Below are 25,900 nucleotides of genomic sequence, written 5' to 3'. Positions count from 1 at the left end.
TTGACGACGCGTGACCGGCCGGGGCGGTGGGTCGTTGCGCCCCCTCGTGCGCGCGGTCCGGCGGTCCGTGCGCACGAGGCGTGAGGCATGAGGGTGACCGGGTGGAACGTCCGTGCCGCAAGATTCGAAAAAGTGCACGGAAATCCCACGATGGAGTGAAGTGCCCCGAGATGGCCGCCCGTTCACCCTTGGTGCGTAATCCTTGCCGGGTCCCGAGCACGTCACTTCTGGGGGTCCCACGCCTTGAACGGCAACCACTTCCGCATGCCCGCACGCCGTCTCGCCGCCGTCGCCGCGGCCACGTCCCTGGCCGCCGGTCCCGCGGCCCTCGTCGCGGCGGACACCGCCCACGCGACCGGAGGCCAGGGCCGTGCGAGCGCCGCCGTCCTGCGCACCGGACTCGACGTGGCCCTGCTGAACAAGTCCGCGGGCGTCCCCCTCGCGGTCTCGCTCAACGAGGTCGAGGCGTCGAAGCGGCAGCACGCGCAGCGGACCGCGCTCAGCGCCCGCCTCGACGGCGTCGACGGCGGCAAGCCGTTCAGCGTGCTGAGCGCCGACGTGGCGACGGCGAAGGCGACGGTCACCGACGACAAGGCGGAGGGCTTCACCGAGCTCGCCCATGTCCGGCTGCACGTGCCCGGCCTGCCCCTGCTGTCCGTCATCGAGGTCGACGGCATCACCTCGAAGGCGACCTGCGAGGCCGGGGAGACGCCGGTCGCCTCGGCGAACGTCCTGGGCGCGGTCACCGTCCTCGGCAAGCGGACCAGGCTGACCGCCGGCGGGCCCACGGACGTCAAGGTGCCCGGCGTCGGCGAGGTGCGCCTGGACCTGTCGAAGCGCGAGACCACCTCCCGCACGGCGGCCGCGACCGCGCTCGAACTCACCGTGTCCATCAACCCGTTGAAGCTGAACGTGGCCGAGGTCAAGGGCACCCTGAGTCTCGCGAAGGCGGCCTGTGAGGCCCCCGAGGCCGCCGAGGAGGCCGAGGAGGCCGAGCCCGCCTCCGAGTCGGCCGGGTCCGCCGCGCCGGAGTCCTCCGCGCCCGCGGCGGCCGCCGGGCAGGGCACCTCCGACGTGACGACCAAGGGCGCGCCCGCGCAGGCCGACCTGGCCCAGACCGGCGGGAGTTCGGTGACCCCGTACCTGGTGGGCGGCGCGGCCGCACTCCTGGTGGCGGGCGGGGGAGCGGTGGCGCTGTCCCGACGCCGGGGCTGACCACTCCGGAAGGGGCGGTGCCGCCCGCGCCGGGGCTGACCACCCCGGAAGGGGCGGGGCCGCCTCACCGGGGAACGGGGGGTCGGAACTGCCTCCCCCGGGGGACGGGAGGAGGCAGGGGGCGGGGCGGGGGCCGGGAGGAATCCCCCGCCCCGCCCCGGCCGGGTGCGAAGCTCCCATCCCCACCCCGGGCGGGTGCCGAAGCTCCCGCCTCACCACGCAGGCCCCGCCGCATCAGGCCAATGCCTGCTCCAGCGCCCCCAGGAAGGCGTCCGTCGTCTCCCGGTCCCGTACCGCGAGTCGGATCCACTCCTCGCCCAGCCCCGGGAACGTGTCCCCGCGGCGCACCGCGAACCCCAGCGTCCGCAACCTGCGCCGCACGGCACCCGCCGCCGGCATCCGTACCAGCAGGAACGGGCCCTCGGCCGGCTCCACGACCCGCACCCCCGCCGTCGCGAACCGGGCGAGTCCCGCGACCAGATGCACCCGGTCACCGGCGATCCGGCGGGCCGCCCGGTCCGCCTCCGCGAGGGCCGACGCGCTCACACACGCCTCGGCCGCGGCGAGCGCGGGCGTGGAGACCGGCCACAGCGGCTGGGCCCGCTCCAGGGCGGTGACCGTCTCCGGGGCGGCGAGCGCGTACCCGATCCGCAGCCCGGCCAGCCCCCACGTCTTGGTGAGACTGCGCAGCACCACCAGACCCGGCACGTCGGTCCGCCCGGCCAGCGCCTCCCGCTCACCCGGCACCGCGTCCATGAACGCCTCGTCGACCACCAGCGTCCGCCCGGGACGAGCGAGCCCGGCGATCGCGTCGGCCGGATGCAGCACCGAGGTGGGGTTCGTCGGATTGCCGATCACCACCAGGTCCGCCTCCTCGGGCACCGCCCCCGGAACCAGCCGGAAACCGTCCTCGGCGCGCAGCAGCACCCGGTCGACGGTGTGCCCGGCGTCGCGCAGCGCCGCCTCCGGCTCGGTGAACTGCGGATGCACGACCACCGGCCGGCGCACCTTCAGCGCCCGCGCCAGCAGGACGAACGCCTCCGCCGCACCGGCCGTCAGCAGCACCCGGTCCACCGGCAGCCCGTGCCGTGCCGCCACCGCCGCCCGCGCGGCCCGCCCGTCCGGGTAGGCGGCCAGGGCGTCCAGCGATCCGCCGATCAGCTCCCGCAGCCATGCCGGGGGCGTGTCCGCCCGTACGTTGACGGCCAGGTCGACCAGCTCCGCCCCGTCGTCGCGCACCTCCGCGTCACCGTGGTGCCGCAGATCGGGGCCGCCCCCGGGAACGTCGTCAGTGCGCATGGGAGTGGGTGTGCCCCCCGTGCTGGTGGTGCCCGTGGTGGTGACCGCCGCCGTGGCCGCCCCCGGGACCGTCGTGGTGTCCGTCGTCGTCCGGGTGGAAGTGCGGCTGCTGCGGCAGCCCCACCTTGTCCTCGAAGCCCGGCAGCGCGATGCGGTACACGCACGAGTCGCAGTTCATCCGCAGATCGCCCTTCACGGCCTCCGCGTACCGCTCCATCACCAGGTCCAGCAGCTCCGGTTCGGGCCCGATCACGTCCGCCGAGCGCACCTCGACCTCAGGATGCGCGGCCGCCCAGTCCTCGGTCTGCCGCCGCACCCGGTCCGGCAGGATGCCGGTGAACAGGAAGTACGGCAGCACCACGATCCGACGCGCGCCCAGCCGCACGCACCGGTCGAGACCGCTCGGCACGTCCGGCGCGGCCAGCGACACGAACGCCGTCTCCACACCCGCGTAACCGCGCCCCTCCCACAGCAGCCGCGCCGCCTTGTGCACCTCGGCGTTGGCGTCCGGGTCGGTGGAGCCGCGCCCGACCAGCAGCACGGTCACCTCGGCCCGGTCCCCGGGCGTGCGGCCCGCCTCGCCGAGCGTCTCGTCCAGGCGCCGTTCCAGCACGTCCAGCAGCGACGGGTGCGGGCCCAGCGGACGCCCGTAGGTGTACGAGATCCCGGGGTGGCGTTCCTTCTCCCGGGACAGGGCCGCCGGGATGTCCCCCTTGGCGTGCCCGGCGGACACCAGCATCAGCGGCACCGCGGCGAACCGGCGCACCCCCCGCTCCACCAGCTCGGCCACCGCCTCGCCCAGCGGCGGCGAGGACAGCTCGATGAAGCCGCCCGCGACGGGCAGTTCGGGATGACGGCGCCCCAACTCCCGTACGAAGTCGCGGAACGCCTCGGCTCCGGCCTCGTCCCGGGTGCCATGGCCGGCGATGAGCAGGGCGGGCGGCGGGGTGGTCACGATTGCTCCTCGGATTGCGAAATGCGGTGGTAAAGCAGGGCGTTGAGGGCGGCCGCGGCCACCGCGGAACCGCCCTTCTCGGACACGTTGCTCACGGCGGGCAGCCCGCTCCCGCGCAGCGCGGCCTTCGACTCGGCCGCCCCGACGAAACCGACGGGGAGCCCGATGACGAGCGCGGGGGAGGCGTCCAGCGTCAGCAGCTCCTCCAGGGCGGTCGGCGCACAGCCGATCACCCACAGGGCGCCGGGGCCGACCTCCTCGTACGCCAGCCGGACCGCGTGCGCCGACCGGGTCAGTCCCGGTCCGGACCGCGCGTCCCGCAGCCGGCAGACGGTCTCGCGGCGAGTGATCCCCGCGGCCACCATCTCCACGTCCACGACCACCGGCGCCCCGGCGTGCAGCGCGGTGTACGCCTTCGCCAGGTCGCCCTCGTCCAGGACGAGATCGTCGGCGTAGTCGAGGTCGGCGGCGGAGTGGATCACCCGCTCCACCACCGCCCGTGACAGCGGCGGGAAGTGCGAGGTGTCCAGACGGGCGCGCAGCCGCCGGAAGGACTCCTGCTCGATCGGATGGACGACACGATTCACCGGGCACCCTCCTGCGGGTCTCGCTGCGGGTCCTGCTGCGTCGATTCCTGAGTCCGCGTGTGGGGGACGGTCCGCGGGTTCTCCTGCGGGGTTGCCCCCGGGTCCTGCTGCCAGCGGTAGCCGCGCGGGGTCACCATCCGTCCCGCGATCCGCCGGGTCGCCGTGTTGCCCACGGTCACGACCGTCATCATGTCCACCGTCGCCGGATCCAGCGCGGCCAGCGTCGTCACCCGGCTGGACTCGTCGGCGCGCGAGGCGTTGCGCACGACACCGACCGGCGTCGCCGGCTCCCGGTGCTCCGCGAGGACCGCGAGGGCCTTCGGCAGCTGCCAGTCGCGGCCCCGGCTGCGCGGGTTGTAGAACGTCACGACGAGGTCCGCCTCGGCCGCGGCCCGTACCCGCCGCTCGATGACCTCCCACGGCGTGTGCAGGTCGGACAGGCTGATCGAGACATGGTCGTGGCCCAGCGGCGCGCCCAGGATCGCCCCGGCCGCGAGCGCCGCCGTCACCCCGGGCACCCCGACCACGTCGATGTCGTCGGACGCCTCGGCCAGCGCGGGCGAGGCCATCGCGTACACCCCCGCGTCCCCGCTCCCGATGAGCGCGACCGCCGCGCCGCGCCGCGCCTCGGCGACCGCGGTGCGGGCCCGCTCCTCCTCCGCGCCGAGCCCCGACTCCAGGATCCAGGTGCCGGGCCGCAGCAGATCGCGGATCTGGTCGACGTACTGGTCGAGCCCGACGAGCACCGACGCCCGGCGCAACTCCGCCTCGGCGCGCGGCGTCAGCAGGTCCCGGGCACCGGGCCCGAGCCCGACCACCGCGAGCCGCCCGCGCCCGGGCCGCCGGACGACCGCGCAGGTCGCCATCGCAGGCCGGCCGTCCGCCCGCTGCGACTTCCGCTTGGGGACGAGGAGTTCACCACCGCGTACCAGCGCGGCGGCCTCCGCGACGGACGGGGTGCCGACCGCGGCGAGCGGCGCGCCGGACGGGTTCGGCACCTCCACAGCCGCCAACTCCTCGGCGGAGTACGTCACCAGGGGCACCCCCAGCCGCTCGGCGGCGGCGACGATGCCGGGCTCGTCGGACTTGGCGTCGACGGTGGCCAGTTCGGCGACGGACGCGGCGCTGAGCCCGGCGTCCCGCAGCGCGGCCTCGACCAGCCCCAGCACCTCGTCGGCCGGAGCACCCTTGGACGCGCCGACGCCGACCACCAACGACGGCGGGCGCAACAGAACTTCGCGCTCGGCCTGTTCCACGGCCCGGTCGGTCAGCCGGACCGTGTACGCGCCCCGCGTCCCGAGCGGCAGCGCGGGCAACGGCCAGGGCACCTCCGCGGCCAGCGCGACCGGCTCCCCGTCCAGCAGGGCGCGGGTCACCCCGGCGACATCACCCTCCACGGGCAGACCGAGCGTATCGAGGCCGGGCACGCCCACCGCGTCCGTCGCCGTGGTCACCACCGGCTCCGCACCCAGCAACGCGCCCACCGCACGGGCCAGTTCATTGGCGCCGCCGCCGTGCCCGCCGACCAGTGACACGGCGAACCGGCCGGCCTCGTCGACGCACACCACACCGGGGTCGGTCCGCTTGTCGCCCAGCAGCGGCGCGACCAGCCGTACCACCGCCCCGGCCGCCAGGAAGCACACCAGCTGGCCGCACTCCGCGAACGCCCGCGGTACGGCGTCCGCCACGGGTCCGTCGTACACCCGCGTGCGGTCCGGCCAGGCCGCGGCCAGCCGGTCGCGCGCCGCAGCCCCCGCCGCGGTGGCGGAAATGAGGCCGATCACAGGGCAACTCCTTCGGTACGCGCCGCGGGACGGGTGCCCCACAGCAGGAAAACGGGATTGGTCGCGGCCGGCCGGGTCACGTCCCCCGGCAGCGGGACCAGCCGCGACGACTGCAGCAGCACTCCGTCGCAGTCGAGCCCGGCGCCGATCAGCGCCGCACGTGCCGCCGGCACCCGGTCCAGGGCGGCCATCGCGACGACCACGCTCCGCCGGGCCCGCCGCGCGCACGCGTCGACGATCCCGGGCAGCTCACGGCCCCCGCCACCGACGAACACGGCGTCGGGATCGTCGAGCTGCGCCAGCGCGTCCGGCGCCTCGCCGTGCACCACGTGCACGTCGACGCCGTGCTGAGCGGCGTTGGTACGGATCCGGCCGACCCCGTCCGGGGTCTTCTCCACGGCGCTCACGGCGGCCCCCAGCCGCGCGCACTCCACCGCCACCGACCCGGAGCCCGCGCCGACGTCCCACACCAGGTCGCCGGGGCGCGGACCGAGACGGGCCAGCGCCAGCGCCCGCACCTCGAACTTGGTGATCATCGAGTCGCGGTGCGCGAACGCGGACTCCGCGAGCGCCCAGCCCGCGGGCCCCGGCGCCGCACCGGCCACCGTCCGCGCCCCGCCGCGCGCCGTCCGGGACTCGTCCAGGCACAGCACCACGCTCACCGCCGAACCCCAGTCCCGGGCGGCGGCCTGCGCCGGTGTCACCCGCTCGACGCGTTCGCGCACCGGATCGCCCAGCGCCGAGGCCACCACCAGGACCCGTTCGGCCGAGGCCCGCACGAGCGCCGCGCCCAGCTCGGCGGGACCCGCGCCCGGCCCGGTCAGCACCGCCGTCTTCGGATACGCGCGGCACACATGCACCGCGGTGCGCAGCTCCCGCCCGTGCGCGCTGACCACCACGGCGTCGTCCCAGGTCAGCCCGGTCCTGGCGAACGCGGCCGCGACGGAGGACACGCCGGGCCGTACATCGAGCGCCGCCGCTCCGAACCGCTCCGACAGCACCCGCACGATCCCGAAGAACCCCGGATCCCCAGAGGCCAGCACCAGCACCCGCCGTCCCTTGCCGACGTACTCCGCGACCGTGTCCAGGGCGGGCGCCAGCGCACCCAGGACCACCAGCTCGGCGGTCCCGGGCAGCAGCGGCCGTACGGCGTCCAGGTGCCGCCGGCCGCCCACGACGAGCTCCGCCCCCGCGAGGACGTCCCCCGGCGGCGGCGCACCGGTCCCCGTACCGACGACCGTGATCACGTGCCGGCGCCCCGGGCGCGCAGGGCCTTGCGGGCCTCGGGGTCGGCCTTGCGATAGCCGTGGAAGTGCCCCGGGTGGTACAGGTGCGAGCGCGTCCCGCCGGCGTCCAGCGCCGGGCCGACCAGGAACAGCGTGTGCTTCCAGAGCCTGTGCTCCTTGACCGTCTCCTCCAGCGTGCCGATCGTGCACTTCACGATCAGTTCCTCCGGCCAGGTCGCCTGGTAGGCGACGACGACCGGCGTGGTCGTCGGATAGCCGCCCTCCAGCAGCTCCCGCACCAGCTGGCCGCTGCGCGCCGCCGACAGGAACAGCGCCATGGTCGTGCCGTGCCGGGCGAACTCGCGCACCTCCTCGCCGGGCGGCATCGGCGTCTTGCCGCCGCCGAGCCGGGTCAGGATCACCGACTGCGCGACCTCGGGAATGGTCAGCTCGCGCCCCGCGAGCGCGGCGACCGCCGAGAAGGACGAGACACCGGGCACGATCTCCGTCTCGATGCCGAGCTCGTCGCACCGGTCGAGCTGCTCCTGCGTGCCGCCCCACAGCGCGGGGTCGCCGGAGTGGATCCGGGCGACCCGCAGCCCCTCGGCGCGGGCCCGCCGGTACACGGCCACCACGTCCTCCAGGGACATCGTCGCCGAGTCGAGGATCTCCGCGTCCGCGCGCGCGTGCTCGAGCACCTCGGCCTGGACCAGGCTGGCGGCCCAGATCACGACGTCGGCCTCGGCGATGGCCCGCGCGGCCCGGAACGTCAGCAGGTCGGCGGCGCCGGGGCCGGCACCGACGAAGGTCACCTTGCCGGTGGGGGCATCGGCCATGGGTACGGGTCCTCTCGTACGGATCTTCACTGGGCGGGGGGTCGGAGGTGCGCGACCCGGGTTCGATCGGATAGCAAGGTCACATGGCGGTCCTCGTCGCGCTCGGCGCGTTCCTGATGACGCTGGCCGGCGGCTGGACGGCACAGCGGGTCACCGACCGCCGCCATCTGGTCCTCGGCCTGGCCGGCGGCCTGATGCTCGGCGTGGTCGGCCTGGACCTGCTGCCCGAGGCACTGGAGGTGGCGGGCACCGAGGTCTTCGGCGTACCGGCCGCGCTGCTGCTGTTCGTGGCCGGCTTCCTGCTGGCCCATATGGCCGAACGGCTGCTGGCCGATCTGCCCAGGGACCCCCACTCCGCCCGGACGGAGGAGATCCCCACGGTCGCGCACGGCACCGGGGCGCCCGACGGCCGGGTGCCCGAGGTGGGCCTGACGGCGGCCGCCGCGATGGTCGGCCACAGCGCGATGGACGGCGTGGCGATCGGCGCGGCCTTCCAGGTGGGCGGCGGCATGGGCGCGTCCGTCGCGCTGGCCGTCGTCGCCCACGACTTCGCGGACGGCTTCAACACGTACACGATCACCAGCCTGTACGGGAACGCCCGGCGCAGGGCGGTCGCCATGCTGTTCGCGGACGCGGCGGCACCGGTTCTCGGCGCGGCCTCGACCCTGTTCTTCGTCCTGCCCGAGACGCTGCTCGGCGGCTATCTCGGCCTCTTCGGCGGAGTGCTCCTCTACCTCGCGGCCGCCGAGATCCTGCCCGAGGCCCACCACGAGCACCCCGCCCGCCCGACCCTGCTGTGCACGGTCGCGGGCGCCGCGTTCATCTGGCTGGTGGTGGGCCTGGCCGGCTGAGCGCCCGTACGGCCCGCGGGGCGTCACAGCTTGCCGCCGCGCCCGCCGTCGCGCGGCGCGGGCGCGATCAGCGTCGACAGGTAGGGCAGCGGGCCGTCGCCGAGATCGGCGGCCGGCCGGATCGACTCCTGCGCGAGCCCCAGCGCCGAACCCCACACCGCGGCCTCCAGCCGCCCGGTCTCCCGCAGCGCCTCGGCGACCTCCGCGGCCTGCCGCCCGAACTTGTACGCCACGACCGTGCCCGGTCCGCTCAGCGCGTCCTTGAGCGCGGCGGCCCCCGCGGTGACCGGCACCAGGGTGAGGGGTTCGGTCCCCTCGGTCAGGACCGCCCCGGAGCGCGCCGCGAGCTCCTGCATCGCGGTGATGCCCGGCACCGTCTCGACGACGACACCCGGCACCGACTCGGCCACGGTCTGCGCCAGATAGGTGAACGTCGAGTACACGTTCGGGTCCCCGATGGTCGCGAAGGCGACACAGGCGTGCGCGCCGAGCAGCGCCGCCACCCGCGCCCCCGCCGCGTCCCAGGCGGCCTCGCGCCGGGCCCGGTCGCTGCGCTCGTTGAGCGCGAACACCACCCGGACGACCTTCTCCCGCGGCACGTAGTGCAGCACGGTCGCCTCGGCCCGCCCCGGCTCGCCGCCGTCCGCCCCGTCCGCCGCGGCCATCACGGGCACCACGACGACGTCCGCGGCGCGCAGGGCGTTGACGCCCTTGACGGTCACCAGCTCGGGGTCGCCGGGGCCCACCCCGACACCGATCAGCTTGCTGCTCATGACGTCAGGCACCTCTCGACGAACCGACGGGCCACGCCGGGCTCGGACGCCCAGTGCGTGTGCAGATAACTCGCGTGCACGCCCCGCTGCACGAAACCTTCGACGCGCCGCTCGGGGGCGCGCATCCCCCAGGCGGGAGACGCCCCGGCGCCGGGCTCCACGACCGTCCGGTGGAACTCGTGCCCGCGCATCCGGGTGCCGGCCGCGGCGAGCACGCTGTCGCCGAGCGCCACGGCGTCCCGGTAGCCGAGGGTGAGCCGCTCGTCCATCCGGGCCACGGCGTCGATCACCCCGCACATGGGCCTGCCGTCGAGCTCCCGCGCCAGATACAGCAGTCCGGCGCACTCGGCCGCCACCGGCGCCCCGGCCGACGCCAGCTCCGCCACCGCCCTGCGCAGTGGCTCGTTGGCGGACAGCTCGGGCGCGTAAACCTCGGGGAACCCGCCGCCGATCACCAACCCGTCCGTCCTCTCGGGAAGTCGCTCGTCACGCAGCGGATCGAAGGTGACGACCTCGGCCCCGGCGGCGGCGAGCAGCTCGGCGTGCTCGGCATAGGAGAAGGTGAACGCGGGCCCCCCGGCGACGGTGACCACCGGCACTGTCCGATCCCGGCCGACAACGCCCAGCCCGTCCGGCGCTTGAGGACGAGGCCGTTCGGGCCGAAGCGGGGGGCCGGGGACGGCAGCCCCCAGGGCCTCGGCCGCGTCCCAGGCCGCACCCGACAACACACCGGCACTGCGCGCCAGCGCCGCCAGCGCGTCCAGGTCGCAACCGCCGGAGACCTGCGCCGCCATCGCGGCGACCGCCGCGACCGCCTCGGCCCGCCGCTCGGCGACCGGCACCAGACCGAGGTGCCGGGACGGCGTGTCCACCTGCGGCGCCCGGCGCAGCACCCCGAGCACCGGCACCCCGGCGGAGTCCAGCGCGTCGCGCAGCAGCTCCTCGTGCCGGTCCGAGGCGACCTTGTTCAGGATCACGCCCCCGATCCGCACCTCGGGATCCCACGAGGCGAACCCGTGCACCAGCGCCGCCACCGACCGCGACTGCGACGACGCGTCGACGACCAGCACCACCGGCGCCCGCAGCAGCTTCGCCACGTGGGCCGTGGAGGCGAGCTCCCCCTCGCCCGCCGCCCCGTCGTACAGCCCCATCACGCCCTCGACGACCGCGATGTCGCACCCCCGCGCGCCGTGCGCGAACAGCGGACCGACCAGGTCGGGCCCGCACAGGTACGCGTCGAGGTTGCGGCCTGTGCGCCCGGTGGCGAGCGCGTGGTACCCGGGGTCGATGTAGTCGGGCCCGACCTTGTGCGGGGACACCCGCAGCCCGCGCCCCGCGAACGCGGCCATCAGCCCCGTGGCGACGGTGGTCTTGCCGCTGCCCGAAGAGGGCGCGGCGACGACCAGCCGGGGAACGGACGACATCACCACTCGATGCCCCTCTGGCCCTTCTGGCCCGCGTCCATCGGGTGCTTGACCTTGGACATGTCGGTGACGAGATCGGCGAGGTCGACCAGTTTCTCCGGGGCGTTGCGCCCGGTGATCACGACGTGCTGGGTGCCCGGCCGGTCCCGCAGCACCGCGACGACCTCGTCCGTGTCGATCCAGCCCCAGTGCATCGGGTACGCGAACTCGTCGAGCACGTACAGCTTGTACGTCTCGGCCGCCAGATCCCGCTTGACCTGCTCCCAGCCCTCCCGGGCCTTCTCCTCGTTGGTCGAGTTGTCACCCTGGATGTCGCGCTGGACCCACGACCAGCCCTCGCCCATCTTGTGCCAGTCGACGGACCCGCCCTCGCCGGAGGCGCCCAGCACCCGCAGCGCGTTCTCCTCGCCGACCTTCCACTTCGCCGACTTGACGAACTGGAACACCCCGATGGGCCACCCCTGGTTCCAGGCGCGCAGCGCCAGCCCGAACGCGGCGGTGGACTTCCCCTTGCCGACGCCCGTGTGCACGACGACCAGCGGCCGATTACGTCGCTGACGAGTCGTCAGCCCGTCGTCCGGTACGACACTCGGCTGTCCCTGCGGCACTACGCGGCCCTCCTCTGCGCGTCCTTCACCACGTCCTTCACCAGTCCGGCGATGCTGTCCGCGCGAAGCTCGTCCAACGTCACCGCCGTACCGCCCAGTTCACCCGCGAGCTTCCCGGCCAGCCCCAGCCGCACCGGCCCGGACTCGCAGTCCACGACGACCGAGGCGACCTGCTCGGCCGCGAACAGCCCGGCCGCCCGGGACGCGAGCATCAGCGGCTCGGGACCCCCGGTGGCCCGTCCGTCCGTCACCACGACCACCAGCGGCCGCCGCGCCGCGTCCCGCAGCCGTTCCACCCGCAGCACCTCGTGCGCCTTCAGCAGCCCGGCCGCGAGCGGGGTGCGCCCACCCGTCGGCAGCGACTCCAGCCGCGCCGCCGCCGCGTCCACCGAGGAGGTGGGCGGCAGCGCGACCTCGGCGGCCGACCCGCGGAAGGTCACCAGCCCCACCTTGTCCCGCCGCTGGTACGCGTCGAGCAGCAACGACAGCACGGCACCCTTCACGGCGCCCATCCGCTGCCGGGCCGCCATCGACCCCGAGGCGTCCACGACGAACAGCACGAGGTTGGACTCGCGCCCCTCCCGCACCGCCTGCCGCAGATCGTCCCGGCGCACCAGCAGTCCCGGCCCCGACCGCCCGCGCGCCCGCTGGTGCGGGGCAGCGGCCTGCACGGTCGCGGCGAGATGCAGCTTCGTCAGCGTGCCGCGCGGCCGTCGGGCCCCGGTCGTGCGTCCGTGCTCGGTCCGTGCCCGCGAACGCCGTCCGGCGGCACCCTGGCCGATCCCGGGCACGCTCAGCGCCTTGGCGCGGAACGGTTCGGCGGCCCGCACGGCGGACTGCTCCGCGCTTCCGGAGGCCTGCGGCTCCCCGCCCTCGCCGGCCTCGGGCCGGGCGGACGTGTCACCGTCCTGCGGACCGCTGTCGGGCGTGGGCTGCCCACCGCCGCCACCGGGTCCGTCGGGGTCGGGGTCCTCGTCCTCGGCGGAGCCCCCGAACTCCTCCAGCGTCTCGTCCAGCCTGTCCTCGTCGAGACCGGGCGCGTCGAACGGGTTCCGCCTGCGCCGGTGCGGCAGCGCAAGGAGCGCCGCCTGTCGCACGTCCTCGGCGAGCACCTCGGTACGCCCAGCCCAGGCGGCGAGCGCGGTCGCGGTCCGCGCCATCACGATGTCGGCCCGCATGCCGTCCACCTCGAAGGCCGCGCAGGTCGCCGCGATCTGCCGCAGCGCGCCGTCGCCCAGCCGCACGGCGGGCAGCAACTCGCGTGCCGCGACGATGCGTCGACGTACGGCCGTCTCCTCACCGGCCCAGCGCGCCGCGAAGCCCGCCGGGTCGTCGTCGTACGCGAGCCGCCGCCGTACGACCTCCACCCGCTGGTCGGGCTCCCGCGAGGCGGCCACCTCGACGGTCAGCCCGAACCGGTCCAGCAACTGCGGCCGCAGCTCGCCCTCTTCGGGGTTCATCGTGCCCACGAGCAGGAACCGCGCCGCGTGCCGTACGGAGACGCCCTCGCGCTCCACGTACGAGGCGCCCATCGCGGCCGCGTCCAGCAGCAGGTCGACGAGATGGTCATGGAGGAGGTTGACCTCGTCGACGTACAGGATGCCGCGGTGCGCGTCGGCCAGCAGGCCGGGCTCGAAGGCCTTCACGCCCTCCGCGAGCGCCCGCTCGATGTCCAGGGCGCCCACCAGCCGGTCCTCGGACGCGCCGACGGGCAGCTCGACCATCCGGGCGGGGCGCGGCGCACCCGCCCCCGCCTCGTGCGGCCCGTCCGGGCAGCCGGGGTCGGGGGAGCCGGGGTCGCAGGAGAACCGGCAGCCGGAGACGACGTCGACCTCGGGCAGCAGCGCGGAGAGGGCGCGTACGGCCGTGCTCTTCGCGGTGCCCTTCTCGCCGCGCACCAGCACACCGCCGACCGCCGGCGACACGGCGTTCAGCAGCAGCGCGAGCCGCAGGTCGTCCTGGCCGACGACGGCCGTGAACGGGAACGGGGTACTCACTGGTCGTCGCCCTCCAAGTCGCCTTCGAGCTCCAGATAGGTGGCGCGCAGCCGCTCCAGCGTGTCCGCGTCCGGCTCCGCCCACAGCCCGCGGTCCGCCGCCTCCAGCAGGCGCTCGGTGATGCCGCGCAGGGCCCACGGGTTGGACTTCTTCATGAAGTCCCGGTTCTCCGCGTCGAAGACGTACTCCGCGCTGAGCTTCTCGTACATCCAGTCGTCCACGACCCCGGCCGTGGCGTCGTAGCCGAAGAGGTAGTCGACCGTCGCCGCCATCTCGAAGGCGCCCTTGTAGCCGTGCCGGCGCATCGCCGCCATCCAGCGCGGGTTGACCACCCGGGCCCGGAAGACCCGGTGCGTCTCCTCGCCCAGCGTGCGGGTCTTCACCTGGTCCGGTACGGCGGAGTCGCCGACGTACGCCTCGGGGGAGGCGCCGGTGAGATGGCGGACCATCGCGACCATGCCGCCGTGGTACTGAAAGTAGTCGTCCGCGTCGACGAGGTCGTGCTCGCGCGTGTCGACGTTCTTGGCGGCGACCGCGATCCGCTTGAACGCGGTCTCCATGTCGCCGCGCGCCGCCCGGCCGTCGAGCCCGCGCCCGTAGGCGTAGCCGCCCCAGACGGCGTACACCTCGGCGAGGTCGGCGTCCGAGCGCCAGTTGCGGGCGTCGATCAGCGGCAGCAGACCGGCGCCGTACGCGCCCGGCTTGGAGCCGAAGATGCGGGAGGTGGCGCGCCGCCGGTCGCCGTGCTCGGCGGTGTCCTCGTCGGCGTGCGCGCGGACGAAGTTGCGGTCCGCCGGCTCGTCCAGCTCGGCGACCGCCCGCACCGCGTCGTCGATCAGCCCGACCACGTGCGGGAACGCGTCCCGGAAGAAGCCGGAGATGCGGACCGTGACGTCGATGCGGGGGCGGCCCAGTTCCGCCAGGGGCACGATCTCGAAACCGGTGACCCGGCGCGAGGCGTCGTCCCACACCGGGCGGCAGCCGAGCAGCGCGAGGATCTCCGCGATGTCGTCGCCCTGGGTGCGCATGGCGGACGTGCCCCAGACCGTCAGTCCGACGGACGTCGGGTAGCCGCCGGTGTCCTGGAGGTAGCGCTGGACGAGGGAGTCGGCGAGGGACTGTCCGACCTCCCAACTCAGGCGGGAGGGAATGGCCTTGGGGTCGACGGAGTAGAAGTTGCGGCCGGTCGGCAGGACGTTGACGAGCCCGCGCGTGGGCGAGCCCGACGGGCCCGCCGGGACGTAACCGCCGTCCAGGGCCTTGAGGATGTGCCCGATCTCGTCCGTCGTCCGCGCCAGCCGCGGGACCACCTCGCGGCAGGCGAACTCCAGCACCGCCACGGCGTCGGGGAGTTCGGTGCCGAGGAGGTCCCGTACGAGCGTCGGCACGGCCGCCGCGTCCCAGCCGTGCTCCTCCATGCCGAGGGCCGCCCGGCGGCAGAGCTGCTCCAGCAGGTCGATCGCGTCGGCCGCCGTCCGGGCCGGGCCCTCGACGAGGTCGGTCAGCTCGACCGGGACCTTCACGGGCACGCCCGGTTCGGCGAGCAACTCCTTCTCGACCAGGCCGAAATGTTCGGCGAGGGCGGCGCGCAGACCGGGCAGCGCGTTCGCCGCGCCGCCCCACACCTGCGAGGCGCGCAGCACGGCGAGCACGAGGTTCACCCGCGGCTCGGCCTCCGGTCCGCCGCCCAGGACGTGCAGCCCGTCGCGGATCTGCACGTCCTTGATCTCGCAGAGGTAGCCGTCGATGTGCATCACGAACTCGTCGAAGTCGCCGTCGTCCGGCTGCTCGTCGACGTGCAGGTCGTGGTGGAGCTCGGCGGCCTTGACCAGCGTCCAGATCTGGGCGCGGACGGCCGGGGCCTTGGCCGGGTCCAGGTCGGACACGAGCGCGTACTCGTCGAGGAGCTGCTCCAGCTTGGCGAGGTCGCCGTAGGTGTCGGCGCGGGCCATCGGCGGTACGAGGTGGTCGACGACGGTGGCGTGGCCGCGCCGCTTGGCCTGGGTGCCCTCGCCGGGGTCGTTGACGATGAACGGGTAGACCAGGGGGAGTTCGCCGAGGACGGCGTCGGGCGCGCAACCGCCGCTCAGTCCGAGGCCCTTGCCCGGCAGCCATTCCATCGTGCCGTGCTTGCCCATGTGGACGATCGCGTCGGCGCCGAAACCCCCCTCCGATGTCGCAGCCTCCAGCCAGCGGTAGGCGGCCAGGTAGTGGTGCGACGGGGGCATGTCGGGGTCGTGGTAGATCGCGATCGGGTTCTCGCCGAAGCCGCGCGGCGGCTGGATCATCACGACGACGTTCCCGAACCGGAGGGAGGCGAGGACGATGTCGTCGCCGTCGACGTACAGCGAGCCCGGCGGCTCGCCCCAGGCCTCCAGCATCCCGTCCCTGAGCGCGGGGTCGAGCCGGTCGAACCAGGCCCGGTAGTCGGCCAGCGGCACCCGGGCGGGTGCCGCGGCCAACTGCTCCTCGGTCAGCCACTCGACGTCGTGGCCGCCGGCCGCGATCAGCCGGTGGATCAGCTCGTCGCCGTTGTCGGGGTGCCCCTCGACCGTGTATCCCGCGTCCCTGAGCGCGTCCAGGACCCGGACGGCCGAGGCGGGCGTGTCCAGCCCGACCGCGTTGCCGACCCGCGAGTGCTTGGTGGGGTAGGCGGTGAAGACCAGCGCGAGCTTCTTCTGCGCGTTCGGCTTGTACTTCAGCCGGGCGTGCCGTACGGCGATCCCGGCCACCCGCGCGGCCCGCTCGGGGTCGGCGACGTAGACGGGCACGTCGTCCGGGCCCTGCTCCTTGAAGGAGAACGGCACGGTGATCAGGCGACCGTCGAACTCCGGGATGGCGACCTGCATGGCCGCGTCCATGGGGGAGAGGGCGGCGTCGGACCCGCTCCAGGCGGCGCGCGAGGAGGTCAGACACAGGCCCTGGAGGACGGGTACGTCGAGGGCGGCGAGGGCCCCGATGTCCCACGCCTCCTCGTCCCCGCCCGCGGACGCCCGCGAGGCGTGGGTGCCGCCCGCCGCGAGTACGGTGGCGACGATCGCGTCGGTCCGGCCGAGGATCCCGTACAGCCCGGGGTCGGCGTCGCGCAGCGAACCGCAGTACACGGCGAGCGCGTTGGCGCCGCGTGCCTCGATCGCGTCGCACAGGGTGTCCACGAAGGCGGTGTTGCCGCTGAGTTCGTGGGCGCGGTAGAAGAGCACGCCGACCGTGGGCCGGCCCTCGACGAAGGCACGTTCGCCGTGGACGCCGTACTCGGGCATCTTCCGCGGTCCGTCGAAGCCCTCCCCGGTCAGCAGCACGGTGTCGGACAGGAACCGGGCCAGCTCGGTGAGGTTCGCGGGGCCGCCCTCGACGAGGTAGCGCAGGGCCTCCGCGACCACACCGGCAGGCACCGACGACTCGGCCATCAGCTCGGCGTCCGGCACGGACTCCCCGCCCAGCAGCACGGTCGGGATCCCGGACGCCTTCAGCACGGCCAGCCCGTCCTCCCAGGCCCGCTTCCCGCCCAGCAGTCGTACGACGGCGATGTCCGCGCCCCGGATCAGTGCGGGCAGCTCCTCGGCGACGTCGACCCGGGTCGGGTTGCCGATCCGGTAGGGGGCGTCGCAGGCGCGGGCCGCCAGCAGATCGGTGTCGGCGGTCGACAACAACAACACTGTGCTCATGCGGGCGCTCCCGGGGGGATGAAGGGCAGTCCTTGCGGCGCGCCGGACTCGATGAGCCGCCACAGCGCGTCCGTGTCCGCGTGCTGTTCGATCAGGTCGCCGAGCAGGTCGAGCTGCTCCTCGCGCAGCGCGGCGAACGAGGTGTCGGGGGCCGGTACGAACCGGCGGCCCGCGGCGGCCGCCACCTCGCGCAGGAACGCCCGCCGGAATCCGTCCGACTCCAGCGAGCCGTGCCAGTGGGTGCCCCAGACGGCGCCGACCCGGCAGCCGTCGAGGGGGTGCCCCCCGCCGTCGGAGAAGAACGGCTCGCCGCCGGTGACGTCGGCGACCCCGTGATGGATCTCGTACCCCTCGACGGGCTCGCCGAGGGCCTGGCCGACGGGCCGGGTGAGCGTCTTCTCGCGGGCGAAGCGCACCCGTACGGGCAGCAGGCCGAGCCCGTCGACGTGCCCCGCGCGGCTCTCGACCTCGTCCTCGATGTGCTCGCCGAGGAGCTGGAAGCCGCCGCAGACGCCGAGCACCGGCCGGCCCTCGGCGGCCCGGCGCGCGACGGCGTCCGCGAGGCCGCGCTGCCGCAGCCACTCCAGGGCCTTCACCGTCCCGCGGGTTCCGGGGATCACCACGAGGTCGGCGTCGGCGAGCTCCTCGGGCCGGTCCACGAACCGCACGACGACGCCCGGCTCGGCGGCGAGCGCGTCCACATCCGTGAAGTTGGACATGAGCGGGACCGCGCAGACGGCGACCCGCAGGACGTCCTCGCCGACGGGGGCGGCGACGGCCGACTCCCGGACGGCACCGCGCAGGGAGACGCGCAGTCCGTCCTCCTCGTCGATGCCGAGGCCGTGCCGGAAGGGCAGTACGCCGTACGTCCGCCGCCCGGTGAGGCCGTGCAGCATGTCGAGTCCGGGTTCGAGCAGGGAGACGTCGCCCCGGAACTTGTTGACGAGGAACCCGGCGACCAGTTCCTGGTCCTCGGGCGAGAGCAGGGCGACCGTGCCGAAGAAGGAGGCGAAGACACCGCCGCGGTCGATGTCGCCGACGACGAGGACGGGCAGCCGCGCGTTGCGGGCGACGCCCATGTTCACGATGTCGGTCCGGCGCAGGTTGATCTCGGCCGGACTGCCGGCCCCTTCGCAGATCACCGCGTCGTACGTGCCCCGCAGCTCGGCGAGGCAGTCGAGGACGGTGCCCAGCAGCGCTTCCTGCCGCCCGCCGCGCAGCCGGTTCCCGGGGGACGAGCCGGAGGAGCCTTCGGACCCCCCGAAGAACCCGCGCGCGCTCATCTCGCCCACCGGCCTGCCCATGAGGACGACCTGGCTGCTGCGGTCGCTGCCGGGCTTGAGCAGCACGGGGTTCATCAGCGCGGTCGGCTCGATCCGGCAGGCCTGGGCCTGCATGGCCTGGGCCCGTCCGATCTCCGCGCCCTCGCGGGTCACGAACGAGTTGAGGGACATGTTCTGCGCCTTGAAGGGCGCGACCTTGACGCCCTGGCGCACCAGCCACCGGCAGATCCCCGCGGTGACGACGCTCTTGCCGGCGTCGGAGGTGGTGCCGGCGACCAGGAGACCACCGTTCATGAGTCACGTTCCTTCACGAGGAGCCGCGCGGCGGCGCAGACGCCGAGCGCGAGCCAGCCGACGCGCCGGGACAGCCGTACCGCCCGGTCGATGTCCGAGACACGGACGGCCCGTCCGTGGGCGCCGTTGAGCACGGGCCGGTGCTCGACCCGCCCGGCGTAGGAGAGGGTCCCGCCGAGCCGTACGCCGAGGGACCCGGCGAACGAGGCCTCCACGGGACCGGCGTTGGGACTGGGGTGCCTGGCGGCGTCGGCGCGCCAGGCCCGTACGGCCCCGCGCGGATCGTCGCCGGCCAGGGTCGCGAGGGCGGCCGTGAGGCGGGCCCCCGGCCAGCCGGCGGCGTCGTCGAGCCGGGCCGAGGCCCATCCGTAGCGGCGGTGGCGGGGCGACTTGTGGCCGACCATGGCGTCGAGGGTGTTCACGGCGCGGAAGCCGAGCAGCCCCGGCACCCCGCCGACGGCTCCCCACACCAGCGCGCCGACGACGGCGTCGGAGGTGTTCTCGGCGACCGACTCGACGACCGCTTGGGCTACGCCGTCCGCGTCGAGGGCCTGGGGGTCCCGGCCGCACAGATGCGGCAGCCGGGCGCGGGCGCCCGCGACGTCCCCGGCCTCCAGGGCGCGCCCGATGGCGCGGGCCTCCCGGGCGAGCGAGGTGCCCCCGACGACGGCCCAGGTGGCGGCGGCGGTGAGGGCCACGGAGGCGGCGCCGGAGGTACGTACGGCGCGGGCGGCCACGACCCCGAGCGCCACGGCGCCGCCGGCGCACACCACGGTGTGCAGCGCGCCCTGTCCTCGATGGTCCCGCCACAACGCCTGTTCCACGGCCGCGGCCGCGCGCCCGAACAGCGCGACCGGGTGTCCGCGGCGTGGATCGCCGAGGAACAGGTCGCCCAGGAGGCCCGCGGTGGCGCCGTACGCGAAGACGCGATCGGCACGCACCGGCTCAGCCGATCGTGGCGGTACCGGGCAGTGACCTGGTGCTGAGACTCAATCGGCAGCCGAGCATGGCGACATGTCCTCACTCAGGGTGTCCACGCCCTGGTTCGACGAGACCGACGGCGAGAGTTCCTGGCTCCCGGGGATTGCTACCCCGGTCACAGTGGCGGGACCGCGCCGGATTCGCACCGGCTTCCTCATGTGTCGTCGTAGATGGCTCCGGAAGTCCACCACGGGCCCTGAAGGGCCGTCAACCTGCTCTTGACCTGGGACGGAGGAGTGTGTGAAGCCCCACACACGGCGGGCGGCGGGATGGGCGGGTGACGAGTGGGAAGCGCGGGCGACGGGATGGGCGGGCAACGGCGAGGGCGGGAAGAACCCGTGGGTTCTTCCCGCCCTTGGTGAACGGTGTGCCGGATGGCGGCGGTTCAGGCGACGATCAGCCAGATCCCGTAGCCCACCGCGGCCGCGCAGGCCGCGAAGCACGCGTACGCGCCCGTCACCGCGAGCGCGGCGCCGCCGCCCTGCGCGGAGGCCCGCTCCTGGCGGGAGAGACCCATGATGCCGAGGGTGAACAGGGCCACGAGGCCCACGGTGGCCACGAGGCTGACGCCGAACACGGAGCCCAGGGCTGCCCAGTCGATGTTCATACCGATGCTTCCTTACTTAACCGGGTGCGCGGGGCTCAGGCGGCGGTCGGCGGGACCGACGCCGTCGCCGGGTCGACGGTGACCATCGGGGCGGCGGCCGGGGAGGGGATGGTGGCCGTGAGGTTCTCGGTCACCGTGCCCGTGGGGGGCGGGGCCACCATGGCGATCGCCTGGGTCACCACGCCGGCCGGCTCCTCGGAGGCGGTGACGCTGTTGTGGTCGACGGTCTCGCGCCGGGAGACCTTCCAGATCGCGGCGCTGGCGGCGATCAGGAAGACGGCGACGGCCGCGGTGCCCCAGTCGCCCAGGTTCGTCACGGACTCGGCGAGCGCGCCGACCAGGCCGGCGGCCGGCAGGGTCAGGCCCCAGGCGACGAACATGCGGGTCGCGGTGGACCAGCGAACGACTCCGCCCTTGCGGCCGAGGCCCGCGCCCATCACGGAGCCGGAGACGGCGTGCGTGGTGGAGAGGGAGAAGCCGAGGTGGGAGGAGGCCAGGATGACCGTCGCGGCGCTGGTCTGGGCGGCGAAGCCCTGCTGCGGCTGGAGGTCGGTCAGGCCCTTGCCCATCGTGTGGATGATGCGCCAGCCGCCCAGGGAGGTGCCGAGCGCGATGGCGAGACCGGCGGAGAGGATGACCCAGACCGGCGGGTTGGAGCCGGGCGCGATGGCGCCGCCGGCGACCAGGGCGAGGGTGATGATGCCCATCGTCTTCTGGGCGTCGTTGGTGCCGTGGGCCAGGGAGACCAGGCCGGCCGAGGCGATCTGGCCGGTGCGGTAGCCCTTCGCGGCGGCCTTGCTGTCGGCCTTCTTGCCCAGGGTGTAGGAGAAGCGGGTGGCCAGCATCGAGGCGACGCCCGCCACGATCGGGGCCGCGACGGCGGGGATGAGGACCTTGGTGACCAGCACGTCGCCGTGGACGGCGCCCACGCCGGCCGAGGCGACGGTGGCGCCGATCAGACCGCCCATGAGGGCGTGCGAGGAGCTGGACGGCAGGCCCACCAGCCAGGTCAGCAGATTCCAGAGGATCGCGCCGACCAGGGCGGCGAAGATGACCTCGGGTCGGATGCCGGTCTCGTCGACGAGACCCTTGGAGATCGTGTTGGCGACCTCCACGGAGAGGAAGGCGCCCACGAGGTTGAGGACGGCCGACATGGCCACCGCAACCTTGGGCTTGAGCGCACCGGTCGAGATGGTCGTGGCCATCGCGTTGGCGGTGTCGTGAAAACCGTTCGTGAAATCGAACGCGAGTGCAGTTACCACCACAATCGCGAGGATCAGCGAGAAGTTTTCCATTTACCCAGGCAATCGTTCGAAGTCGTTGGTGCGATGAACGTAAGTAACCTGGGTGAACGGAAGGTGAACTGGGACGGGCTTTGTGGTGTCACCAACAGGAGAATGATCCTCCGCTTGGTGCTACTGATACGTACCCCGCATGACCGGTCACCCCAGGTGAGCGGCCTGGAGCCGCGATCCCGCCGGACCGCTTGCCGGGATTCCGCCTCTCGGCGGGTCGTCACCGCCGTCGTATGCCGACGGGCCCGAAACGGCTACGCTGCGTGACCGGCGGCCGGCCGGTGGCGCGCCTGGCAGGATCGCGGCATGAGTGAGCGACGACACGGCGGGCGGGGCGAGCGAGGCGCCCGGGACATCAAAGGCATACGGAGCGAACCGGGCGGCCGGGGTGTGGGCGAGGACGAGGCGCGTGCCTGGGACGCGCTGGTCGGGACGGCCCGCCGGACCGTCTCCGACGGACTGGTCGTCGGCACCTCGGGCAACGTCTCCGTCCGGGTCGGGGACACCGTGCTGGTCACGCCGTCCGGCGTGCCCTACGACCGGCTGACACCGGACGACATCACCGGGGTCGACCTGGCGGGCCGGCGGGTGCTCGGCAGCCTCGTCCCGACCAGCGAACTGCCCATGCACCTCGCCGTCTACCGCGCCTGCGACGCCCGGGCCGTGGTGCACACCCACGCCGTGCACGCCACGGCCGTCTCCACGCTCGTCCCCGAACTCCCGACGATCCACTACATGGCCGCGGCCCTCGGCGGACCCGTCCGGGTCGCCCCCTACGCGCCCTACGGCTCCGAGCGGCTGGCCGAGAACGTGCGCCTGGCCCTGGTCGACCGCACCGGCTGTCTCCTCCAGAACCACGGCACCCTCACCCACGGCGCCACCCTCGACCAGGCCTACGACCGCACGGCACAGCTGGAGTGGATGTGCCGGCTGTGGCTGACCGCGTCCTCGGTGCCGGGGCTGACGCCGCACCTGCTGACGGCCGAGCAGGTGGCGGAGGCGGGGGAGCGGCTGCGGGGGTACGGGCAGCGGGCTTGACGGCGGCAGCGGGCCTGACGGTGACGGTGGGGCGGGCGGCGCCGTCGGCCCGCGCTGCCCTCATGGCGCGCACGGCGTACGCATGGCGCGCACGGCGTACGCATGGCGCGCACGGCGTACGCATGGCGCGCACGGCGTACGCATGGCGCGCACGGCGCGCACGGCGTGCGGGTGGCGCGCACGGCATGCGGGTGTCAGGGGCGTGCCTCCGACCCCGTTCCGGCACGTCACTCCTTCCCCGTCGTCCGCTGGCCGGTCGCCCGCACCGCCCCGACACTGGACGGGTGCACCCTGTCAAAGCGACGGCCGCCGCCGTCACCGCAGTGGTAGGGGCCGGGGCCGCCGCGGTGGCCGCCGGCCGGCTCGCGAGCGACGCCGCCCTGAAGGCGCCGGCCGGCCGGCCCCTGCCCACCGAACCCAGGCTCACCGTGCACGGCACCGCCGCCGGACGGATCACCCTCACCAGGGATCTGGCCTCGCTGCGCCCCGGCACCTACGGCCTCGCGGGCGACGGCTCCCACGCCGTCGTCGGGCCCGTCGTCGACGCCGCCGCGCTCTCGGCCGACACCGTGGTGCGCCGTCTGGAGCGCGTCACCCACGGCACCCTGAGCCAGGGCGACAAGGTGTGGCTCACCCCGAACGTGTACGTCGGCAACCCGGGCGCCGCGCTCGGCCTGGAGTACGCCGACGTCGACATCCCGGGCGAGCTCGGCCCGCTGCCGGCCTGGTTCGTCCCCGGCGCCCGCGACACCTGGGTGATCGCGGCCCACGGCCTCGGCACCACCCGGGAGCTGGCCCTGAACGTGATGGAGTTCCTGCACCGCCACCGCTTCTCGGTGCTGGCCCTCTCCTACCGCGGCGACCTCGGCGCGCCCCGCCCGCAGGACGGCCTGAACCACCTCGGCGAGAGCGAGTGGCGCGACCTGGACGCCGCGATGCGCTACGCCGTGCGCTACGGCGCCGAGCGCCTCGTGCTGTACGGCTGGTCCACCGGAGCCACCATGGCGCTGCGCGCCGCCGCCCACTCGGGGCTGCGCGAGCGGGCCGTGGGGCTCGTCCTGGACTCCCCGGTGCTGAGCTGGGAGACCACCCTGCGCTCGCTGGCCGCGGCCCGCCGCACCCCGGGGCCGCTGCTGCCGCTGGCCGTGCGTGCCGCCGAGGGCCGCACCGGCATGAACAGCGCGAGCGACGCGGAACCCGCCGACCCCGACCTGCTCCGGATCCCGGCGCTGATCTTCCACGGACCCGAGGACGAGGTGGCCCCCTGGGCCCTCTCCCGTCGCCTCGCCGGGCGCCGGCCCGACCTGGTCACCCTCCAGAGCGTCCCCGGTGCCCCGCACGGAGCCATGTGGAACGCCGACCCGGCCGCCTACGAGGAGGCCCTCCGGCGCTTCCTGGTTCCCCTGATGTGACGGGGCCGGACCCCTGAGGTGACCGGTCCGGACCCCTGGCACGGCCGTCCCGGTCCCCCCGCCGGGACCGGACCGCACACCGGTCGCGGACCGGTCGACCTGCTTCCGTTTAAAGCCGTACCACTGGCCTGATCGCTCCCGTCGATCCCCCTCACGGACGTGTGCGTTGGCCAGTCCCGTAGCCCGCCGTGACATTCCGTTTGGGTTTTCGGACGGTCAACCGGAAGACTGCACCCGTGACGTCCCGTATCCCGCGCGACTCCAGGCTTCGACTCGTCCGCCCCCGACCCCTGGCCGCCGCCCCCAGAGCCGTGAACCAGCGGCGCCCGCGCCGCCCCGCACCCCGACCTCCGGAGGGCACACCGGCCCCCGCGGAGCTGGCCAGAATGGCTCGCTCCGGTCTGGCCGCGGCAGCCCGCGTCGCCCGCTGGGCCGACGCCGCCCTCGGCCCCGGCCGCGACGGCGCGGCCGTCGACGGCAAGGCCACCCTCGCCGACGCGACCGCCGACCGGGCGGCCCTGGAACTCGGCCTGACCGCGACCGAGGTCCGCGCCGACTGGGACACCGCCCGCCTCGCCGGCCTCATCGAGGTGCACGGCGACAGCGCCCGCCCCGGCTGGCGGCTGCGCGCCTGGGACCGCGACGACAGTGCCGTCCTGCGCGGCTGGGTCGCCCTCTTCGACGCGTGGTCGCTGGCGTCCCCGGAACCCGCGGACCATGAGCCCTCGACCGTCGCCGAGGTCGTCTCGGCCATGCCGCAGGTGCTCTCCTTCCTCCAGCTGTCCGCCGGGCCCGTGCCCGTGATCCAGCTCCTCGACCTGCTCGCCCAGCGGGTCACCGAGCTGCGCACCGAACGCTGCGAGATCCCCTACGGCCCGCAGGCCGTGGCCGGCGCCGCCGCCGTTCCCGCGGGGGCCGCCGTGGCCGCCGTGCCCTCCGCCGACGCCGACCCGGCGGAGCCCGCGCAGGAGGCCGAGCTCGCCCCGCTGCTCGACTGGGCCCTGCACGCCCTCGCCTCGGTGGGCGCCCTCACCTGCGGCGCGGGTCAGGCCACGCTCACCCCGCTGGGCAGCTGGGCGGTCTGGGTCAAGCTGGAGCAGATCTGCGTCGCCGCGCAGAGCCCGGCCGGGAACATCGAGCAGGCCGCCGAGGGAATGCTGCGCGGCTGTGCCCAGCTGCGCCCCAACGCGGCCCGCGCCGAGTACCGGGCCTGGCTCGCCGCCCGCCCCGTCGGCCGTGCCGTCACCGACCTGCTGGCCGCCGCCCGCGGTGAGGACGCCCTGCTGCGCGGCCTGGCCTTCGAGGCGCTGCGGGTCGTCGGCGCCCCCGCCGAGCACGACGTCCGCTCGGTCGTGGACGAGCCGGCCCTGCGGCCGTACGCCCTGCTCTGGCTCGCCGAGCACGACGGCGTCGACCCCGAGGACGCGCACGAGGTCCTCACCCGCCGGGAGGCCACCTGGCTGTGGGTCGACACCGCGGCCGCCGTCGCCGACCACGGCGAGGCCCCGATGCTGGTCCGGCATCTGGAGTCCGCGGTGCAGCCGACCGTCCCACAGCTGCTCGACGAGGTACGCGCCGTCGGCCACCCGCGCACCGTGCAGGTCCTCGTCGCGCTCGCCGCCGCCCACCCGGACCCGGCGCTGGCCAAGGCCGTCCGCCGGGCGGCCTTCCAGGTCCACACCGGAGGGAACTGACCCCGCGGGGAATGACCCGCGTGGACTGACCCGTGGGAACGGGGCCCGCGCGACAGGGACCGCGGCGGACCGCGGG

At 74.7% G+C, this 25,900-nt stretch carries 20 protein-coding genes and 1 riboswitch; of the genes, 5 read left to right on the top strand and 15 right to left on the bottom strand.

The genetic code is table 11. From position 1 onward, the window contains the following. Positions 1–243 precede the first annotated feature (243 nt). The gene (locus tag ACWC24_RS28185) at positions 244–1,215 is read left to right on the top strand and encodes an SCO1860 family LAETG-anchored protein (RefSeq protein WP_450665692.1); all 972 of its coding nucleotides are present in this window, start codon (positions 244–246) and stop codon (positions 1,213–1,215) included. 234 nt (positions 1,216–1,449) lie between these two features. Here ACWC24_RS28185 and cobC read toward each other — a convergent pair whose 3' ends face one another. The 6 genes from cobC to cobM are packed head-to-tail and all read right to left on the bottom strand — an operon-like array spanning position 1,450 to position 7,902. Then, positions 1,450–2,514: an Rv2231c family pyridoxal phosphate-dependent protein CobC gene (cobC, locus tag ACWC24_RS28180; protein WP_450665691.1), complete on the bottom strand. Its 1,065-nt coding sequence runs from the start codon at positions 2,512–2,514 to the stop codon at positions 1,450–1,452. Further along, entirely contained in the window at positions 2,504–3,469 is a 966-nt protein-coding gene (locus tag ACWC24_RS28175) for a sirohydrochlorin chelatase (RefSeq protein WP_450665690.1), read from the bottom strand. Before ACWC24_RS28175 ends, cobC begins: the two co-directional genes overlap by 11 nt. Further along, complete coding sequence (locus tag ACWC24_RS28170; protein ID WP_450665689.1) at positions 3,466–4,056, bottom strand: precorrin-8X methylmutase; 591 nt, start codon at positions 4,054–4,056, stop codon at positions 3,466–3,468. Before ACWC24_RS28170 ends, ACWC24_RS28175 begins: the two co-directional genes overlap by 4 nt. After that, the gene (gene cobJ / locus ACWC24_RS28165) at positions 4,053–5,840 is read right to left on the bottom strand and encodes a precorrin-3B C(17)-methyltransferase (RefSeq protein ID WP_450665688.1); all 1,788 of its coding nucleotides are present in this window, start codon (positions 5,838–5,840) and stop codon (positions 4,053–4,055) included. Before cobJ ends, ACWC24_RS28170 begins: the two co-directional genes overlap by 4 nt. Then, positions 5,837–7,087 (bottom strand): precorrin-6y C5,15-methyltransferase (decarboxylating) subunit CbiE, encoded by a 1,251-nt coding sequence (cbiE, locus tag ACWC24_RS28160; RefSeq protein ID WP_450665687.1) that lies wholly within the window; start codon positions 7,085–7,087, stop codon positions 5,837–5,839. Before cbiE ends, cobJ begins: the two co-directional genes overlap by 4 nt. Continuing rightward, positions 7,084–7,902 carry a precorrin-4 C(11)-methyltransferase gene (gene cobM, locus ACWC24_RS28155; protein ID WP_450665686.1) on the bottom strand — a complete coding sequence of 273 codons (819 nt, stop codon included), beginning with the start codon at positions 7,900–7,902 and terminating at the stop codon, positions 7,084–7,086. Before cobM ends, cbiE begins: the two co-directional genes overlap by 4 nt. Before the next feature lie 83 nt (positions 7,903–7,985). Between cobM and ACWC24_RS28150 the strand changes: the two genes are divergently transcribed. Then, on the top strand, positions 7,986–8,753 hold the full coding sequence (locus ACWC24_RS28150; protein WP_450665685.1) for a ZIP family metal transporter: 768 nt from the start codon (positions 7,986–7,988) through the stop codon (positions 8,751–8,753). Between the two features lie 23 nt (positions 8,754–8,776). Here ACWC24_RS28150 and cobI read toward each other — a convergent pair whose 3' ends face one another. From cobI to ACWC24_RS28105, 9 genes are all read right to left on the bottom strand, one after another. Beyond that, the gene (gene cobI, locus ACWC24_RS28145; protein WP_450665684.1) at positions 8,777–9,526 is read right to left on the bottom strand and encodes a precorrin-2 C(20)-methyltransferase; all 750 of its coding nucleotides are present in this window, start codon (positions 9,524–9,526) and stop codon (positions 8,777–8,779) included. Then, on the bottom strand, positions 9,523–10,950 hold the full coding sequence (locus tag ACWC24_RS28140; RefSeq protein ID WP_450665683.1) for a cobyrinate a,c-diamide synthase: 1,428 nt from the start codon (positions 10,948–10,950) through the stop codon (positions 9,523–9,525). Before ACWC24_RS28140 ends, cobI begins: the two co-directional genes overlap by 4 nt. Next, entirely contained in the window at positions 10,950–11,558 is a 609-nt protein-coding gene (cobO, locus tag ACWC24_RS28135; RefSeq protein WP_450665682.1) for a cob(I)yrinic acid a,c-diamide adenosyltransferase, read from the bottom strand. Before cobO ends, ACWC24_RS28140 begins: the two co-directional genes overlap by 1 nt. Next, entirely contained in the window at positions 11,558–13,555 is a 1,998-nt protein-coding gene (locus tag ACWC24_RS28130) for a putative cobaltochelatase (protein ID WP_450665681.1), read from the bottom strand. Before ACWC24_RS28130 ends, cobO begins: the two co-directional genes overlap by 1 nt. After that, entirely contained in the window at positions 13,552–17,220 is a 3,669-nt protein-coding gene (gene cobN / locus ACWC24_RS28125) for a cobaltochelatase subunit CobN (protein ID WP_450665680.1), read from the bottom strand. The genes ACWC24_RS28130 and cobN overlap by 4 nt, the downstream gene beginning before the upstream one ends. Then, the gene (locus ACWC24_RS28120) at positions 17,217–18,797 is read right to left on the bottom strand and encodes a cobyric acid synthase (RefSeq protein ID WP_450665679.1); all 1,581 of its coding nucleotides are present in this window, start codon (positions 18,795–18,797) and stop codon (positions 17,217–17,219) included. Before ACWC24_RS28120 ends, cobN begins: the two co-directional genes overlap by 4 nt. Continuing rightward, the gene (locus tag ACWC24_RS28115; protein ID WP_450665678.1) at positions 18,794–19,738 is read right to left on the bottom strand and encodes a cobalamin biosynthesis protein; all 945 of its coding nucleotides are present in this window, start codon (positions 19,736–19,738) and stop codon (positions 18,794–18,796) included. The genes ACWC24_RS28120 and ACWC24_RS28115 overlap by 4 nt, the downstream gene beginning before the upstream one ends. Before the next feature lie 101 nt (positions 19,739–19,839). Continuing rightward, positions 19,840–19,985: riboswitch (cobalamin riboswitch) on the bottom strand. Positions 19,986–20,163: 178 nt separating this feature from the next. Then, on the bottom strand, positions 20,164–20,385 hold the full coding sequence (locus ACWC24_RS28110; RefSeq protein ID WP_450665677.1) for a hypothetical protein: 222 nt from the start codon (positions 20,383–20,385) through the stop codon (positions 20,164–20,166). 35 nt (positions 20,386–20,420) lie between these two features. Then, the gene (locus ACWC24_RS28105) at positions 20,421–21,680 is read right to left on the bottom strand and encodes an anion permease (protein ID WP_450665676.1); all 1,260 of its coding nucleotides are present in this window, start codon (positions 21,678–21,680) and stop codon (positions 20,421–20,423) included. A gap of 306 nt (positions 21,681–21,986) precedes the next feature. Between ACWC24_RS28105 and ACWC24_RS28100 the strand changes: the two genes are divergently transcribed. From ACWC24_RS28100 to ACWC24_RS28090, 3 genes are all read left to right on the top strand, one after another. Beyond that, complete coding sequence (locus ACWC24_RS28100; protein WP_450665675.1) at positions 21,987–22,718, top strand: class II aldolase/adducin family protein; 732 nt, start codon at positions 21,987–21,989, stop codon at positions 22,716–22,718. 284 nt (positions 22,719–23,002) lie between these two features. Further along, positions 23,003–24,130: an alpha/beta hydrolase gene (locus tag ACWC24_RS28095; RefSeq protein ID WP_450665674.1), complete on the top strand. Its 1,128-nt coding sequence runs from the start codon at positions 23,003–23,005 to the stop codon at positions 24,128–24,130. 236 nt (positions 24,131–24,366) lie between these two features. After that, positions 24,367–25,824, top strand: coding sequence for a hypothetical protein (locus ACWC24_RS28090; protein ID WP_450665673.1), 1,458 nt, complete (start codon positions 24,367–24,369; stop codon positions 25,822–25,824). Positions 25,825–25,900: the final 76 nt, after the last annotated feature.

This window comes from Streptomyces sp. NPDC001443 (assembly GCF_053597355.1).
The sequence above is the reverse complement of the archived record's forward strand: the minus strand, read 5'-3'. Positions and strand labels throughout refer to the sequence as shown.